Raw genomic sequence first — 14835 nt, forward strand, 5'->3', positions numbered from 1 at the left:
TCATGCAGGAACAAAAACATATAATGCCGTTCTATACCGAGGAGCGGTGGCATAACTGGATAGGCAAGGTAAAAGAAAGCGGTTTTAAGATCGAGGATGAGAAAAAAGGTGCAGTTTTTGTTAATATGGAGGATGATGTGGTTCTTGCATGCCTGAAAATAATAGCAAAATACGATAAGAACCTGATATCGCGGGAGGAGGCGCTGCAATATCTTTCGGAAATCAAAGGAATAGTCCTCCAAAAAGTCGAACCCATAAGTGAAGATACCGACATGATGATCGAATCTGTGCAGTTATCATTGATGGGCGTTTTTGCATCATGTGAATGTTATGTAGAGAAGGCATTTGAAGAAACAAAATCCTTCGGCAAGCTGATAAAGGGCGCGGTCGAAGCGGAAAAAGAGGACAATATGGGTGCAGCGCTGGGCAATATTGCAGAGATTGGCGCAAATATCCTTGCCGGGAAAAAGCTCAAAGAAAAAGAGCTCGATGCCGTGCCTGAAGGGCTTGTGGCTGAATGGCTCGACGGCATAGATTCTATCAGCGCAGCAATGGTGGGCGATTCAAGCTATCGCGATGATGAACCCGATGAAGGCGATTAACCCAAGTCGCGCCTCATCTGCAGTTTATATTAAAAAACCACAGAGAGCACAGAGGACACAGAGAAAAAAATAACAACTCTCTGTGCTCTCTGTGTCCTCAGTGGTTAATTATCTGACCGGGATTGATAATCCAGAATAAAATAATATGAAATCAACTTATCTATTCAATAGCGGGATAAGAAAATGCGTTTATAAATTCCTATACGTTAAAAAATAATGTAGATTCGATATGCTTATTCACGATATTTTAGGGCTTGAGGCACATGACAACATTTATTTTGTTGAAGAAAGCTTCGCATCATTAAAAAACAACACATTGTCGCTGCAGTATTTAGAGAATATCCAGAAAGAACCGAATGAAGACATAGATGGGATAAAGGATGAAAAAGGCGAGATAACCGGATTGGTTGTTTTCAATCCTGAAACTGACGAATCGGTAGAGTTTCGGGCTATTTTCACGAACCTCATATCCTCAAGACCTGTGCCGAATGAAAGCAGCAGGAGATTTTCCAGCATTGCAAAGGATTTAGAGTTAAATAAGGTATACAATACCACCCGCAAGGAATTTAACGAAGCAATAATTGAATATTATTCCTTATCACTGGTAAACAGGCAGTTATGCGAGAATTGCCACATATCCAAGGAACCGTATGAGATGGTGTATATAGAAAGCCGGAATGTCAAATTGAAAGCATTACTGGATAAATATGAACTCAGGGGAGAGCTGCTTGAAATATGCTGCGGCAACGGCATGTCCACGCTGCCGCTTCGCGAATCGGGCTACGACCCCATAACAATAGACTACGATAAATGCCAGATATGCCAGGGACTTGAGCATAATGTGCTGGACCCGAAAAGGACGATAGTACTTGATGCTACCCGGCTTTCTGAATTTTTTCAGGACAATGCATTTGACACCATAGTTGGTTTCATGCTGGGTACGATATATCCTTTTAACAGGAATATATGGGAAAAAATGATGGCTGAGGCAGTTAAAGTCCTGAAACCCGGGGGTATGATAATGCTAACAGTAAATAAAAAGGAAGAGATAGAGGTTCTTGGAAACGCACTTGAGGAAAACCATATCACAGGGATGAAGGTTGATAATACCGATGAAAAAGGCATTTATGACCAGTGGGCGTATGTAGGTTACAAGGATGCCTCGTGATAGAAGGGATTATTTTTACAGAAAAGCCAAGGATGAGGGATACCGCTCCCGTGCCGCTTTTAAACTCAAACAGATAAACCAGAGGTTTAATGTTATCAAAAAGAGGGATACTGTTGTCGACCTCGGCGCTGCTCCAGGGGGATGGCTCCAGGTCGCCAAGGAACTCTCAGGCGGGAAAGTGGTGGGTGTGGATATGCTGCCCATCGAGGGAATCGAGGGCGTTGGTACGATAAAAGGGGATATACGTCTTGACAGCACCGTGGAAAGAATCAAAGAGCTGATTAAAAAGGAGGCGGATGTGGTGATATGCGATGCCGCTCCCAATCTTTCGGGGAACTGGAGCTATGACCACGCCCGCTCCATCGACCTTGCAACCTCAGCGCTTGAGTGTGCAAGGAAGCTCCTGAAACCAGGAGGAAGATTTGTTGTAAAGGTGTTCCAAGGGGATATGTTTCCTGATTTCCTCGATAAGGTGCGCCGGCATTTCGTGAAAGTCCAGGCTTTTTCGCCAGAGGCTTCGAGAAAGCAGAGCGCTGAGATATATGTTATAGGAAAGCGATTGCTGCCGGATGCGGTAGAATAAATACAAAATGTTTATTTAGTATAGAAATGCAACTGCTTTATTAGAAATATGGAACTACGCAAGCTTGAGCGGATTTTAAAGAAAGAACCCGAGGAAGCAGCCGAGGAATTATTGAAAGAGGTTGAAAAAGCCTACGGTGAAATCCCATATATTCTTAATTTTATGAAGCAATCTCCTGAACTGCTCATTGCGAAGGTTCTTTACGAAAATCAGATAATCCGGGAATTCAAGCGCCTCGATGCGAAAACGATAGAGTTAATCTCCATAGGCGTATCAGCAGCGCTTCGATGCGAGCACTGCCTCAAGCTGCACATCCGTGTAGCCCAGCGCATGGGAGCGACAAAAGAAGAAATATTTGATGCCATACTCATAGCAGGTTCATTATCCAACAATGCAGCGCTTGCCGAGGGCACAAGAGCGATGGATTCTGAACTGAAAGATGAATGCAAGGTATGCGGCATGCCAGAAGAGAAAGAAACGTATCAAGGCTAAAATTTCGGTCTGGTTCCAAGTACATTAATCATCTGGATTAATTCGGTGAAAGCCTCTATTTCTCTTGCGAGAACCTCGTCTTTCGCCATCGAAATGCTCATTTCCCCATCCGCGGTGAGCATATCAGGACCTCTTCTCACCAGCCTCTCTATCCCGTCACTTGATAGTATTTTCTTGATTTCAGTGTCATGAACGAACGCCCTGCCGGGGAAGAAAACCGTTTCTTTTATCTGACTTATATCCAGGGCTTTTATGTCTTCGATGGTAATCAGGCATCCCACGTCCTTTTTTACAGGGATGACATTTACCAGCCCTCCCAGCTTATCGAAAATCTCTTTCAACAGCGGCGCCGCAACTTCACCTGTTATAATAGTGGCTTCTTTCGTTATTTTTGGCAATTTCGAAAGCGCATCGCTATCATTTCTTATAGCGAACGGCGAACCGATCTCGGGGTCGTATAACGGCGTACCCGTGACCCGGAACCTGAATCTCTTTTTCATGTCATCAACGATTGACTTGAAATCAGAAAGGGTATGAGGCACAATGCCTTCAATCAAAGGCGCATTATTTAGGATCAAGCCCTGCTCGCGTGCATTGGCAAAACGCATCAGAATGAGACCTTTCACGCCCATTTCCTCAAGGTCGGCGCATGTTTTTAAAAGAACTTCGCCGTCATTCACGCCTGGAATAAGCACAGCAGCAGCATAAACATCGCATTTTTCTGCAAGGATGCGAAGCGCTTCAAGCGAATCCAAAGGTGTCCTGTCGTTCATGTATTTTTGACGAAGTTCAGGGTCGGTTGCAAAAACCGTAAATGTTACTTCACTTACCCCGTGATTGATGAAGAACAGGGCGTCTTCTTTATTCAGCCCTTTTCCGCTTGTGTAGCCGAGGTGTATGGGTTTTTTATACTGCGAGAGAAACTTCACAAGCGATTTAAGCTCGGGATAGCAGCTCACATCCCCTCCCCCGCTTACATTGAATTTTGAGACATTTTTGTTGAAAAAAACCGCCTGCTGGATTTCCTGTGCCACCATGGACAACGGTTTAAAACCAAAATAGCCTTCTTTTACGTTTTTGGTGCAGTAATTACAGCCTTTCTGGAAGGGAAGGCAGTGCTTGCAACCAAAGGCAGGGACTTCCTTTACTCCTTTGAAATAGCAATACCTGCAAAAACCCCTGCAGTCAAGCCCGGGGCGTCCTCCTATGTCTGCGAGAATTTCCATGCTTTTATGAAATGTGAGAGATTCTAATAAACCTATTGTAAGCGGTATGGGAAGCTATATGATGCTCCATGAGAAAAAGAGCTTGAAAATTTGCAATCAATCAAAGTGAACAATTAAGAAAGTAGTGACAAAATGAAATTGGTGATACCGCATCCTGGGCATTTTTTAGCACTAAAAGAAATATGCGGGGAAGCAACCAAGGAAGCGTATGAAGTTTATATGGCAGGCACCCCGGAAGTACTGGGGAGTGGAAGAATTACCTTACATGCACCATTGCTGGATGAAATAGAACAGCAAACCCAATACCTCCATGATAAAAAATTGGAAATGGGGATTGTCATGAATCCTTCCTGCATGGGCGGTCAGCATCTCACCTCGCAGGGATATAACATGTTCAAATGGTACTTTGGAAAACTGAACGATATGGGGGTGGATTCGGTGACAGTTGCAGAACCCTACTTGATAGAATTGCTAGCCAAGGAATTCCCGGATATGAAGGTTGTGGTGTCCACCATTTCACATGTGGATTCGCCTGAAAGAGCAAGGTTTTTCAAGGAACTTGGTGCGGATGCCATAACACTGGACACCAATATAAATCGAGACTTCGAGATCATGGAAGCCATAAAGGATGTTGTGGACTGTGAGCTAAGGCTGCTGGTGAATGAAGCCTGCTTATATAAATGCCCGTTCAGGTATTCCCACTTCAATCTATTCTCCCACATGACCGGGGTCGGGAACAAGCCCAATATTTTTAGCGACTACTATTATGAAAAGTGCATGTCATTCAGAGTCAGGTATCCGGAACTGGTTATAAAATCTCCCTGGATAAGACCGGAAGACCTTGGGGCATACGAGGCTCTGGGTATAGATTGCTTCAAGATGTCAGGCCGAGCCAACACCATACGCTGGATAATAGATGTCATGAAAGCGTATTCAAATCGGTCGTACGATGGAAATCTAATGGACCTGCTGGATTGCCCAAGTGAGCTGCGCGATATGTTCTATATTCCAAACAAGGAATTAGAGGGCGCAATAAAACAATGGATGAATTGCAAAAAATTTTGTCATAAGTGCGGGTTCTGTAAAGCTACTGCTGAAAGAATTATAAGGGTTTATGAATTCAAGGATATGCAAAGAAAGACCCTGCCTTTAAGAGAGGTACAAACAAAATGCGCGATTTCGTAGAAAAAATTCCAGAGAGCCGTGGAAAACTTGAAAGTACCATAAGGAAATTCAAAGGGGCACCTGTTTATGTTGCAGAATTAAAAGTGTTTGGAACCGCATGCGGATGCATCGGCATGCTCGCGGATGTGAGGGGATTGCAGACCGAGGACATAGAAGTTTATCAGGAACAGTTTGTGGGTGTTCTATCGGAAATAAGCAAAAACCTTGGCTTGAAGCCTCATTTAATCTATGCCCGTACCTTGCCAGGATCTTTCGAGGTAGTGGCATTTACGGCTCGAGAACTATGCAGCAGGTGCAGGAACGAGCTTGCCAGTTTTGAAAAACCAAGACCGGACTTGATAATACTTGCAAAGCCGCAACGATAAAGCCAGGTTTGCAGCCGGGATAAAGAATAAAAAATATATCGATAACTACATCGAGAAATGGCTGAAGCTGGATACACTTGACAAGCCGTACGTGGAATGCGAGATTTGCGGATACATAAGCAATGCCTCTATTCATCAGAATCTCCTTCTCCCAGAGAAACTGGATTCAAACAGTAACCGAATTATCCACTTATGTGCAAACTGTGAATATGAATTTCGTGCCCTGATAGATAAGTACCAGCTTAAGATGACTCCTGAAATAATACCACAGATGTACGAGGAGGCTTTTGAAAAATTAAAAGATAAGAAAAAGCGCTACAGGGAAATGCATCAGAGCATTGAGAGAGTAGAAATCTGATATCGGCAGGGAACCCTAATCATCCGTTTACAATCGCGTCAACCATCTCTATTTCGCCGCGGAAGTTATCCATATACCACTTCTGGAAGTCGTATTCTTTCTTCTTCAGCCTCAAAGCCTGTCTTTTCATGTCGATATAGTAGAGGCAATTCACCCACACTCTGCATGGACACTTGCGTTCTTTGCACCCATTCATATTCAGATTGCCCTTATTATTATAATTATCATGATATCACTTACTACTATATAATAATTTCGGTTAAATTAAAATACTGTAGAGTATCATCTGATACTGGAAGTTCTGAACTGGCCCGAATGATGTAATTGATCTTTTTATCTGTTAATTTTACAACTTTATTTCGTTTTCCCATGCCAAATGGATGGTTTATAAAGTCAAAGATTTCGGGACTACCAATAAAGCTATATCATACTAAAATTAACATAGTTTTGATGGGAACAGTAAGCGTCAGGAAAAGGCTTGAATCCATAGAAAGAGATGTTCTCCCATCTATGTTTGTGGGGGTGTTGAGCAAGGACGATGAGTGGCTGAAGCATACGCTGAATGATACGCTGCCAAACTTTGAAGAACGCGCCCTTCGCCTTGCGAAGGAATGCAAAGAAAACGGGGAATGCGCTGAGGGCGAGGCGTTGTGCGATGAGGCGCGCATCAGGGCTGTATTTGCGCAAACTAGGAGCAAGCTTGAAAAAGAGCATGTGGTCAGGGAATCACGGACGAGGTTCCACCACTGAGATGGGCACGGAGTATTCTGTGAGTTTTACCTAACGCAAATATCCCATGAAATCCTTTGAGGAGTTTGAAATTATTTAGCTTTTACAAGCGTTTCATTTTGCAATATCCGCTGGAATACGTATTTCTCATAATCAGCCGCCAAATCCAGACCATCTACAACCAACAGGTTCTCATCGTTGTTCTTCTCTGCATTGTTCGTCCAGTTGAAGCTGCCAGTGCAGATTGTCTGGCTATCGAAGATGCCTACTTTATTATGCATAAGGGCTGTCTGTCGAACGGCGAGGCGGACATCAACACCTGCCTGAATAAGTTTCTTTATCATCGCCGCCATGTTCGCATTTTTACTCTCAGTGTTATCTGCCACAACAGCTACTTTGACGCCCCGCTTATTTGCAGCTATCATCGCATTAACAATATTTGGTTCTGTCAAAGAATATATGGCAACATGTACTGTTTTCTTCGCCTGATTGAAAAGACTGATGACCGCAGAAGCGCAGTCAAATTTGGGATCGCTGGTTGCCGGTGTGGTTCCCAGGCTGAAAAACACACCGCGTACAGTCCCTGTTGCGTCTAAAGTTTCCATTTTACCCTCCTATATCTATTGTTAAATTGCAATGAAAACCCTTATTTTCTCCTTTTAATAAAATGTTCTTTTACTATATATGATTAATCTTGATTCTTTTCAAAAAGCCAGGGAACATGAGAGACAAAGAATGGAAAAATTCTCTGCCGCTAACTATTTATTCCGCTCTTGCGATTTATCATCCATGCAAAGCCTCTCCAAGGAAAAGTTCGAAGAAGAATACACGCTGTGGATAAGCTCCGCTGCAAAGGATATAGCTTTTACAGTAAACCAGTTGAAGCCCGATGAAATAAGGAGCATAATCTCCCGCAGCGAGCAGTATCTGGAAAACCCCGAATGCGTTTTCGGGACTGATGGTCTTGAACCTGCTAAAAAAATAGTGCCTCACAACATTCTGCTGCTTTCAACCGACGCTGTGGTGTTCTCGCAAAGCATCTTTGCCCCGTATCCGGGAGTGCTTGATTATGCGGTTGCTATGAACAGGCGCTATTACCTCGGTTCATGGTATTCCATAATAACCCTCAACACCACGTACGTGAAAGAAGCCAGCGAAACCATGTTGAAATATGCGCTTTTCCACGAACTGCTCCAGAAGGAAATATACGAGGAAAACGTGAGAAGCGAAAGTCGCAAATTCACACATGAGGAAAAGCGAAAAATCAGCGACGAGACTAAAAATTCAGCAATTGAAAAGAGCGGTATAACCAGAGAAGAGCTTGTCAGGGAAAACCATCTCATGCTAAAAATTTCCTACCATTCGCCGCTTATCCCCAAACCCTTTGCCGAAACAGCTCTTTACTGGTACATGGAAAAAAAACTTGAAGACTTCAAACAATTTGCCGAGGAGAGCAGGACTGAAAAGGAAGATGCCATCGGAAAGAAATTAAATTCAGACTTCAAGGGCTGGCTTGATTTCTCCACCAATACATACAGGGCTTTCCTTCACGAGGTCAAAAAAGAATTGAACTACATGGATTACGGATACGCATGAAGATAATCACGCTTGCGGATACGCATATAAAATCTGGCTCGCTCATTGCCCAGCTGCCCCGTGACCTTATCGGGTTAATAAAAGATGCCGACATGGTTATACATGCAGGCGATTTTGTCACAAAAGCAGCATACGATGAACTTTCAGAAATTTGCAGACTTACCGCAGTTCATGGAAACATGGACGAAGCAGAATTAAAGAGACTGCTTCCGCAGCGGAAGGTTATCGAAATCGAGGGCATAAGGCTCGGAATAGTCCATGAGGCAGCGCTCTCGCTTCAGGACACCACTGGCGCATGGTACATGGCAAAAGAGATGGGCGTGAATGTGCTGGTTTTTGGTCATATTCACATGCCTGTTATTGAAAGCCAGGGTGTGCTTCTCGTTTGCCCTGGAAGTCCCACAGCCCCGAGATTATCCGAACCGAGCGCAGTTTTGCTCAGTGTTGAAGATGGGAAACTCTCAGGAAAAATCATCACCCTTGAGGGAACGAGGTGCGGGGCGCTTGAGAGCGCAAGGCAATTTGGTAAACCCTAAGCTTTAATAGTTTCAGGTAAAAATAATTAGACAATGTTCGAGTACAAAGGGATTAGAATTGCGTGGTTAGGGCATGACGGATTCAGGATAGAGAGCGATAAAACAATATACATAGACCCATTCAGAATAGGCACCACGAAAAAGGCGGATGTTGTTTTCATTACACATGAGCACCACGACCACTGCAGTCCTGAGGATATTGGGAAAATAGCAACCCGAGATACCACGATAGTTACAATACCCATGGCAGAGCCTGCACTGGAAGGGTTAAAGGTAAAGGAAATAAAACTCGTAAAGCCCGGGGATGAGGTTGAGATTGACAACATCAAGGCGATAATCTTTCCTGCATACAACATAAACAAGTTCCGCTCTCCTGGAAAACCTTTCCATCCAAGGGAAGACGGTAAGGTCAGTTATCTTTTGAAGATAGGCACAGTTAGAATTTATCATGCGGGCGACACTGATTTCATACCCGAGATGCGGGACGTGGAGGCTGATATAGCCCTCCTGCCTGTGAGCGGCACCTATGTAATGACAGCAAAAGAAGCTGCCGGGGCTTCAAAAAATATGAAAATAAAACTTGCAATACCGATGCACTACGGAAGCATTGTCGGGAGCGAAAAAGACGCCGAGGAGCTCAGAAGGCTGGCTGGTTGCGAAGTGGTAATCCTTAAAAAAGAAGAGGATTGATCGGGACTCCCCAAAAGAGAAAGCGCGCAAAGATGAGAAGCACAAGTAATATAAATCAAAAATGCCATGAGTCAGCCAATGAAGATATACAGGTCATACGAGGATTTACCCAGAATCAAGCTGCCGCTGGGACAGGAGATTTTCATAAGTGACAGCACCATCCGGGACGGCTCGCAGATGCCCGGGATAGTGATGAAAAAAAAGCACAAGCTTGAGATTTACGAGTATCTTCATAAAATCGGCATTGAAAAGCTTGAAACTTTTGTCTACAATGAACGCGACAGGGAAGCAGTAAAGGGAATGCTTGACATTGGCTACGAATTTCCAGAAGTTACAGGATGGGCTCGTGCAAATCCCAGGGACATTGATTTTGTTCTCAATATGGATGGGATGAAGGAAACAGGCATACTGATGTCGGTTTCGGATTCTCATATCCTCGATAAAATGGGGCTTTCAAGCCGGGAGGAGGCATGGAAGAAATATACAGATGCTCTGCAGTATGCAGTTGATCACGGGCTTCGTACCAGGGCGCATATTGAAGACATGACCCGTGCTGACAATGAAGGTTTTGTGTTCCCGCTTGTTGAGAAATTGCTTGATATCGACCCAGATTGCATAATCCGTTTATGCGATACAGTTGGCTATGGCGTCCCTTTCCCTGAGGTGGATGAGCCGTACGGCATCCCTCGTATGGTTTGCCGGCTTCGTGAGATAGGAGCAAAAAATATCGAGACACATGTCCATGATGATTTCGGATTATCCGTAGCGTGCTCCCTTGCGGGATACTGGTACGGCGCTAACTGGTCAAGCCTGACGTTTCTTGGGTTGGGAGAGCGGGCGGGGAATGCAGAGCTTGAGAAGGTTGTCCTGTTCCTAATTCAGAGGGTGGAAGGATTCCAGAAGTACGATTTGAAATCTGTTACGGAATTTGCGCGATTCATGGAAAATGAGATCGGAATAAGGGTTCCGCGCAATAAGTCGGTTGTGGGTAAAAACATTTTTGCACACGAAAGCGGCATCCATACAGCAGGTATCATAAAGAATCCTTTTACCTATGAGCCTTACCCGCCTGAACTTGTGGGAGGGAAGAGGGAGCTGATGATAGGCGATTCCTCAGGGCTTGAGGTAATACGCTATAAAGTTGAGGAAACGCTTAACGAATTGATGCATGTCGCAACAAAGGTTGAGAAAAACGACCCGCGCGTGCGGGCTATCCAGGCTGAGATCCAGAAATTGTACGACCAGGAGCAGCGCGTTTCTGCCATCTCTGATGATGAGTTAAAGAAATATGTCGAGAAATATTTCATGCTTGAGTCGATAATCGAGAAGCACAGTACCAATGATGTGCACATGAAAAAATAAGAAGGGAAAAACCCCGATATTCAAATACGAGATTTATGCTGTCGCCTGACACTAACTCAGAACTTCATCCACTGGTTTATCCGCAGTCCATTCCGTAACCCTTGTGTCAGGCATTGTCGCGTGTACCGCATTGGGGTTGTCTGTACGGTCATCGATATTGGCTCTGCCGTTCTCCCGCAAGGACCTATCAACACGATTTTTTCCAGAATTCGTAGTTCTGGACATATTTATATTAATTTATGAGTATTTAGGGTTTATCCAGCCGGGTCAGGACTCTACAATCCGAGAATAAAACCGACAACTTTATATTATAATAGGTGATTAAAACCCTTGGGATAATATGGTAAAATTTAAATCTATCATTCTTATAACTGTCATTGGACTGGTCATTCTCTTTTCGGGATGTGTAGGGCAGCAAGGAGTTACACCAACTCCTGCACCAACGGTAACAACAACATCAACAGTAACAGCCACACCAATAGCAACAGCAACACCAACAGTAACGGTAGCAACACCTAAACCGACAACACCCATGGGACAACTGTCAGGCGCTATCTATGTGGATGCACGAATGAAGCAACCTTCGATATGGGGAAATGGCACATATGGGCTTAATTCAGTGCAAGTCCAAGTATCTAGTCTAGTAAATACTCCTATCTCAATAAAAGCACAAATTGTGAGTGATGGGCAAATTCTTGAAGAAAAATCGTTCACTCTTCAAAGTGTAGGCAGTAGTTATGCGTTTGGAAATGAAAAATCACATTTCATCAATAGCACCAATGTAACCCTGTGGATGTTGGCTGAAGGTTACCAGCCAAGTGAGTATACATTAAAAATAAATCGTTAAGACGGATTTAGACGTATTTGAGGTAAAAAGCTCTATTTCTACCTGTAATCCTTCTTTGAGGGACTTAGATAATAAGAGTGCTGGATAGATTAATATCCTGCTATCCTCGTAACATCTTCATTATATCGTGCTTTGTCATCACAGCAACTACCTTTCCTGCCTCGAGCACCAGGACTGCCGGATTTTTCTCAAGAATCCTTGAAACCGTGTTTGCATCCGCTGTGGGCGAGACAGTTGGAAACGAGTCGCCCATGATATCCCGCACATGAAGGTGGGACACCTTTTTTATATCATGGTCTGTCATTGAGCTAACTATCTGATCTGTAGAGATGCTGCCCACAGGGACGCCATTATCGATTACAGGCATCTGGGAAAAGCCGTGTTTTTCCATAATCCTGGCAGCATCCTCTATCGAATCCCCTGAACTTGTATGTATTACAGGAGAGTGCATTATATTCCTCACCACTACCCTCTCTTTTCTGGCAGCATCAAAGGCATTGAATATCTTGTGCAGGGTGGAAAGCCTTGAATCAACGTCTCCCGATTCTATGCGCGCAATCAGGGGCTGGCTCACGCCTGCGCGTGAAGCGAGCTCATGCTGGGTCAGACCGAGTTCAAGCCTGAGCTTCTTTATGTCGTCTGGCGTTGGGAGGGACATTATATTACTATGAGTAATAAGTTATATATTAGCATTACTATTGTGCAAGGAATATTATTACGAGGCAGCCTATTCTCCAGCGTCTTTGCCTTTTCCGTTAATTATAAGTCATCAATAACCTCTTTGAGGTTGCTAATCATGGAACTTAACAAATACAAAAACCTCACCCGCGGCGTCTCGGACACCTACGTCAACGTACACCCGATCCAGCGCGGGGGCGTGCTGACGGCAGAAGCGCGCAAAGCGCTGCTTGAATTCGGCGACGGCTATTCGGTATGCGATTACTGCTTTGAGGCAAGGGTGGATCTGGTAGAGAAGCCGCCTGTCCATGATTTCACGCAGGACACGGCTGAATTCCTGAATATGGACGATGTCAGGTTCACAGCAGGATGCCGGCATGCCAAATGGGCTGCCATGCGCATGATATGCGAACCTGGCGACACAGTAGTGCTGGATGCCCTCGCTCATTATACGTCATATCTTGCAGCAGAGGCGAATAAACTGAATATCGTGGAAGTGCCGCATAACGGCTATCCCAGATTTGAGATAGATATCGAGGGCTATGCCAGGAAATTCGACGAAGTCGAGCAGAAGACGGGCAAACTGCCGGCGATGGCATTGCTCACTCACGTGGATTACAGATACGGCAATCTGGCAGATGCCGAGAAGGTGGGCAGTATATGCAGGGAATATGGAGTTCCATACCTGCTCAATACCGCTTATTCCTCGGGTATAATGCCGGTGGACGGCAAGAAGCTCCATGTGGACTTCCTGTGCGGCTCGGGGCACAAGAGCTGGGCTGCATCAGCCCCCATTGGAATATTAGCCACCACATACGAGTGGAGCAGCAAGCTATTCACCAAATCCATCTGTAGAGGCGACTGGAGCGGCAGGGGATTCACGAAAAAAGAAATTGCGCTGTTTGGATGCTCGCCTGTCTTCGGTGCGCCTGTAGCAACGCTTATGGCATCGTTCCCTGCTGTAGTTGAGAGGGTAAAGCACTGGGACGAGGAGGTCAAAAAGGCACAGTATTTCGTAAACGAGCTTGAGAAAATCGAGGGCTTCCACCAGATGGGGGCGAAGCCGAAACAGCACACGTTGATGAATTTTGAGAGCCTGCCCCTTCATGAGATTGCCGATAGAGATAAGCGCCGGGGATATTTCCTCTACCACGAATTGAAGAAGCGAAAGATACTTGGAATTCATCCCGGCATGAGCAAGAATTTCAAGATCAATACATACGGCTTGAAGCGGGAACAGGTAGAGTATGTAGCCAGTGCTTTCAAGGATATTGCAAGAGAAAACGGGATAAGAGTTGAGGAATAACGATGAACAATTTTTTAAAAAAATTGATCAAACGAGGGGTATGCGAATGCATACCCCAACACCGCGTAAACTGAGGTGTCGGTTTATGGAATATGCAGAATTATCGATGAAATTCAGGAAATTTTTCGAACTGCCGTCATCTCCTGTGGCGGTCAGGATCATAACCGGTTCAGCACAGAAAACCAGCATGCAGCCAATGAGGTTCTGCGAAATGGTGAGAAAAAGTGCGGTATACGGCGAGAGTTTCGTGTTTGGCGTTGAAGAACTAACATGCACAAGCGGGGAACTTGCGCTTGGATTCACAGAACCGTGTTACGGTGAGGTCTATCCCAGGATCAAGCCAGCGAACACAAAATTCGTGAGCGTTGAGCCCCTTGAAAAAGCTGATAAGAAGCCGGATGTCGTTATAGTCGTGGGTACTCCGCGCAAGATAATGCGCATCTCCACTGTCCTGGCGCAGTTGCATGAAAAGCAGCCGTTAGAGGTGAAATTCAAGGGAGAATTTGCAGTATGCGGCGAGTGTACTGCCATACCTTTCATGGAGAAAAAAGTGAACCTCTCCATGCTCTGCAACGGTGCAAGGATGTTCTCAGGATACCGGGACGATGAAATAGTGATGGGCTTTCCACTTCCGGATTTTATTCGCCTTGCAGAGAGTACGGAAGAGAAGGAAATTACAAGCGCGCTGTGCGGCTGCATCATGGATGATATTCCCGCAAATGCGGTAGATGCTATTGAAAAGATAGGTTTTGGTAAGGGTACAGACCAGTTTTTCGGTCGCTTCGGGAATGAGATTGTGCGGCTGTACACGCCAAAGGATAAAGAGGGTAAAATTACCTCTCTGACGCTGCATATCCCGGTTAAGTTCAAGGACAGCGAGACGGCATCCAAAGTTAATGAACGGGTAAAGGAGATACTCCAGGAACCCCTGCTTCACGGGGTAAGGGATAACTGGGTTGATATCGCGCTCCCCGTAGACCTCGGCGAGACGCTGAACAGGGCGAGTATGCGCGGTGAGAGGTTCGAGGCGCTTGTCAGGGGAGGGATAGATACGATATTGAAGGAAGCGGAAAAGGTTAAGAGAAAATTTGCAAGCTAAAATTTTTACGATA

At 44.9% G+C, this 14835-nt stretch carries 19 protein-coding genes and 1 pseudogene; 15 read left to right on the forward strand and 5 right to left on the reverse strand.

Going from position 1 to position 14835, the window contains the following annotated elements:
• Window positions 1-2 precede the first annotated feature (2 nt).
• From O8C68_11025 to O8C68_11040, 4 genes and pseudogenes are all read left to right on the forward strand, one after another.
• Window positions 3-602 carry a DUF2150 family protein gene (locus O8C68_11025; GenBank protein MCZ7396324.1) on the forward strand — a complete coding sequence of 200 codons (600 nt, stop codon included), beginning with the start codon at window positions 3-5 and terminating at the stop codon, window positions 600-602.
• A gap of 229 nt (window positions 603-831) precedes the next feature.
• A complete protein-coding gene (locus tag O8C68_11030; protein MCZ7396325.1) occupies window positions 832-1770 on the forward strand; it encodes a class I SAM-dependent methyltransferase in 939 nt (312 codons plus the stop codon).
• Window positions 1760-2335, forward strand: a pseudogene (locus tag O8C68_11035) (RlmE family RNA methyltransferase). Before O8C68_11030 ends, O8C68_11035 begins: the two are co-directional and overlap by 11 nt.
• Window positions 2336-2401: 66 nt before the next feature.
• Entirely contained in the window at window positions 2402-2845 is a 444-nt protein-coding gene (locus O8C68_11040; protein ID MCZ7396326.1) for a carboxymuconolactone decarboxylase family protein, read from the forward strand.
• Here O8C68_11040 and mmp10 read toward each other — a convergent pair.
• Window positions 2842-4071 (reverse strand): methyl coenzyme M reductase-arginine methyltransferase Mmp10, encoded by a 1230-nt coding sequence (gene mmp10, locus O8C68_11045; protein MCZ7396327.1) that lies wholly within the window; start codon window positions 4069-4071, stop codon window positions 2842-2844. The genes O8C68_11040 and mmp10 overlap by 4 nt on opposite strands.
• Window positions 4072-4203: 132 nt before the next feature.
• On the opposite strand from mmp10, the gene O8C68_11050 reads away from it, so the two are divergent.
• Genes O8C68_11050 through O8C68_11060 form a run of 3 tightly spaced genes read left to right on the forward strand, consistent with a single transcriptional unit; the run spans window position 4204 to window position 5979 of the window.
• Window positions 4204-5256, forward strand: coding sequence for a U32 family peptidase (locus O8C68_11050; protein MCZ7396328.1), 1053 nt, complete (start codon window positions 4204-4206; stop codon window positions 5254-5256).
• Entirely contained in the window at window positions 5241-5621 is a 381-nt protein-coding gene (locus tag O8C68_11055) for a DUF5402 family protein (GenBank protein ID MCZ7396329.1), read from the forward strand. The genes O8C68_11050 and O8C68_11055 overlap by 16 nt, the downstream gene beginning before the upstream one ends.
• Window positions 5602-5979, forward strand: a complete 378-nt coding sequence (locus tag O8C68_11060) for a hypothetical protein (GenBank protein MCZ7396330.1) — start codon at window positions 5602-5604, stop codon at window positions 5977-5979. The genes O8C68_11055 and O8C68_11060 overlap by 20 nt, the downstream gene beginning before the upstream one ends.
• Window positions 5980-5998: 19 nt before the next feature.
• Here O8C68_11060 and O8C68_11065 read toward each other — a convergent pair whose 3' ends face one another.
• Window positions 5999-6175, reverse strand: a complete 177-nt coding sequence (locus tag O8C68_11065) for a hypothetical protein (protein ID MCZ7396331.1) — start codon at window positions 6173-6175, stop codon at window positions 5999-6001.
• A 254-nt stretch (window positions 6176-6429) separates the two neighbouring features.
• Here O8C68_11065 and O8C68_11070 point away from each other — a divergent pair, with 254 nt between their 5' ends.
• Window positions 6430-6729, forward strand: a complete 300-nt coding sequence (locus O8C68_11070) for a hypothetical protein (protein ID MCZ7396332.1) — start codon at window positions 6430-6432, stop codon at window positions 6727-6729.
• 71 nt (window positions 6730-6800) lie between these two features.
• Here the strand turns inward: O8C68_11070 and O8C68_11075 are convergent, their stop codons facing one another.
• The gene (locus O8C68_11075; protein MCZ7396333.1) at window positions 6801-7313 is read right to left on the reverse strand and encodes a phospholipase D-like domain-containing protein; all 513 of its coding nucleotides are present in this window, start codon (window positions 7311-7313) and stop codon (window positions 6801-6803) included.
• A 184-nt stretch (window positions 7314-7497) separates the two neighbouring features.
• Here O8C68_11075 and O8C68_11080 point away from each other — a divergent pair, with 184 nt between their 5' ends.
• The 4 genes from O8C68_11080 to O8C68_11095 all read left to right on the forward strand — a co-directional run bounded on the left by O8C68_11080 (window position 7498) and on the right by O8C68_11095 (window position 10892).
• Window positions 7498-8304, forward strand: a complete 807-nt coding sequence (locus O8C68_11080; GenBank protein MCZ7396334.1) for a hypothetical protein — start codon at window positions 7498-7500, stop codon at window positions 8302-8304.
• Window positions 8301-8840 carry a metallophosphoesterase gene (locus O8C68_11085; GenBank protein MCZ7396335.1) on the forward strand — a complete coding sequence of 180 codons (540 nt, stop codon included), beginning with the start codon at window positions 8301-8303 and terminating at the stop codon, window positions 8838-8840. The genes O8C68_11080 and O8C68_11085 overlap by 4 nt, the downstream gene beginning before the upstream one ends.
• A gap of 33 nt (window positions 8841-8873) precedes the next feature.
• Complete coding sequence (locus tag O8C68_11090) at window positions 8874-9530, forward strand: MBL fold metallo-hydrolase (GenBank protein MCZ7396336.1); 657 nt, start codon at window positions 8874-8876, stop codon at window positions 9528-9530.
• Window positions 9531-9608: 78 nt separating this feature from the next.
• Entirely contained in the window at window positions 9609-10892 is a 1284-nt protein-coding gene (locus O8C68_11095) for an isopropylmalate synthase (protein ID MCZ7396337.1), read from the forward strand.
• Between the two features lie 51 nt (window positions 10893-10943).
• Here O8C68_11095 and O8C68_11100 read toward each other — a convergent pair whose 3' ends face one another.
• The gene (locus O8C68_11100) at window positions 10944-11117 is read right to left on the reverse strand and encodes a hypothetical protein (GenBank protein ID MCZ7396338.1); all 174 of its coding nucleotides are present in this window, start codon (window positions 11115-11117) and stop codon (window positions 10944-10946) included.
• Between the two features lie 115 nt (window positions 11118-11232).
• On the opposite strand from O8C68_11100, the gene O8C68_11105 reads away from it, so the two are divergent.
• Window positions 11233-11739, forward strand: a complete 507-nt coding sequence (locus O8C68_11105) for a hypothetical protein (GenBank protein ID MCZ7396339.1) — start codon at window positions 11233-11235, stop codon at window positions 11737-11739.
• A gap of 100 nt (window positions 11740-11839) precedes the next feature.
• Here the strand turns inward: O8C68_11105 and O8C68_11110 are convergent, their stop codons facing one another.
• Complete coding sequence (locus tag O8C68_11110; GenBank protein ID MCZ7396340.1) at window positions 11840-12397, reverse strand: CBS domain-containing protein; 558 nt, start codon at window positions 12395-12397, stop codon at window positions 11840-11842.
• A 138-nt stretch (window positions 12398-12535) separates the two neighbouring features.
• Between O8C68_11110 and pscS the strand changes: the two genes are divergently transcribed.
• Window positions 12536-13723 (forward strand): O-phospho-L-seryl-tRNA:Cys-tRNA synthase, encoded by a 1188-nt coding sequence (gene pscS, locus O8C68_11115; protein ID MCZ7396341.1) that lies wholly within the window; start codon window positions 12536-12538, stop codon window positions 13721-13723.
• A gap of 85 nt (window positions 13724-13808) precedes the next feature.
• Entirely contained in the window at window positions 13809-14822 is a 1014-nt protein-coding gene (locus O8C68_11120) for a DUF169 domain-containing protein (protein MCZ7396342.1), read from the forward strand.
• Window positions 14823-14835 lie beyond the last annotated feature (13 nt).

It is taken from the genome of Candidatus Methanoperedens sp. (genome assembly GCA_027460525.1).
GTDB lineage: Archaea > Halobacteriota > Methanosarcinia > Methanosarcinales > Methanoperedenaceae > Methanoperedens.

Coding starts and splice junctions, on each gene's coding strand:
- O8C68_11110 (MCZ7396340.1), bottom strand. CDS start 12,397: ATGTCCCTCCCAACGCCAGACGACATAAAGAAGCTCAGGCTTGAACTC.
- O8C68_11050 (MCZ7396328.1), top strand. CDS start 4,204: ATGAAATTGGTGATACCGCATCCTGGGCATTTTTTAGCACTAAAAGAA.
- O8C68_11105 (MCZ7396339.1), top strand. CDS start 11,233: ATGGTAAAATTTAAATCTATCATTCTTATAACTGTCATTGGACTGGTC.
- mmp10 (MCZ7396327.1), bottom strand. CDS start 4,071: ATGGAAATTCTCGCAGACATAGGAGGACGCCCCGGGCTTGACTGCAGG.
- O8C68_11030 (MCZ7396325.1), top strand. CDS start 832: ATGCTTATTCACGATATTTTAGGGCTTGAGGCACATGACAACATTTAT.
- O8C68_11080 (MCZ7396334.1), top strand. CDS start 7,498: ATGCAAAGCCTCTCCAAGGAAAAGTTCGAAGAAGAATACACGCTGTGG.
- O8C68_11090 (MCZ7396336.1), top strand. CDS start 8,874: ATGTTCGAGTACAAAGGGATTAGAATTGCGTGGTTAGGGCATGACGGA.
- O8C68_11065 (MCZ7396331.1), bottom strand. CDS start 6,175: ATGAATGGGTGCAAAGAACGCAAGTGTCCATGCAGAGTGTGGGTGAAT.
- O8C68_11085 (MCZ7396335.1), top strand. CDS start 8,301: ATGAAGATAATCACGCTTGCGGATACGCATATAAAATCTGGCTCGCTC.
- O8C68_11100 (MCZ7396338.1), bottom strand. CDS start 11,117: ATGTCCAGAACTACGAATTCTGGAAAAAATCGTGTTGATAGGTCCTTG.
- O8C68_11075 (MCZ7396333.1), bottom strand. CDS start 7,313: ATGGAAACTTTAGACGCAACAGGGACTGTACGCGGTGTGTTTTTCAGC.
- O8C68_11055 (MCZ7396329.1), top strand. CDS start 5,241: ATGCGCGATTTCGTAGAAAAAATTCCAGAGAGCCGTGGAAAACTTGAA.
- O8C68_11120 (MCZ7396342.1), top strand. CDS start 13,809: ATGGAATATGCAGAATTATCGATGAAATTCAGGAAATTTTTCGAACTG.
- O8C68_11025 (MCZ7396324.1), top strand. CDS start 3: ATGCAGGAACAAAAACATATAATGCCGTTCTATACCGAGGAGCGGTGG.
- pscS (MCZ7396341.1), top strand. CDS start 12,536: ATGGAACTTAACAAATACAAAAACCTCACCCGCGGCGTCTCGGACACC.
- O8C68_11070 (MCZ7396332.1), top strand. CDS start 6,430: ATGGGAACAGTAAGCGTCAGGAAAAGGCTTGAATCCATAGAAAGAGAT.
- O8C68_11095 (MCZ7396337.1), top strand. CDS start 9,609: ATGAAGATATACAGGTCATACGAGGATTTACCCAGAATCAAGCTGCCG.
- O8C68_11040 (MCZ7396326.1), top strand. CDS start 2,402: ATGGAACTACGCAAGCTTGAGCGGATTTTAAAGAAAGAACCCGAGGAA.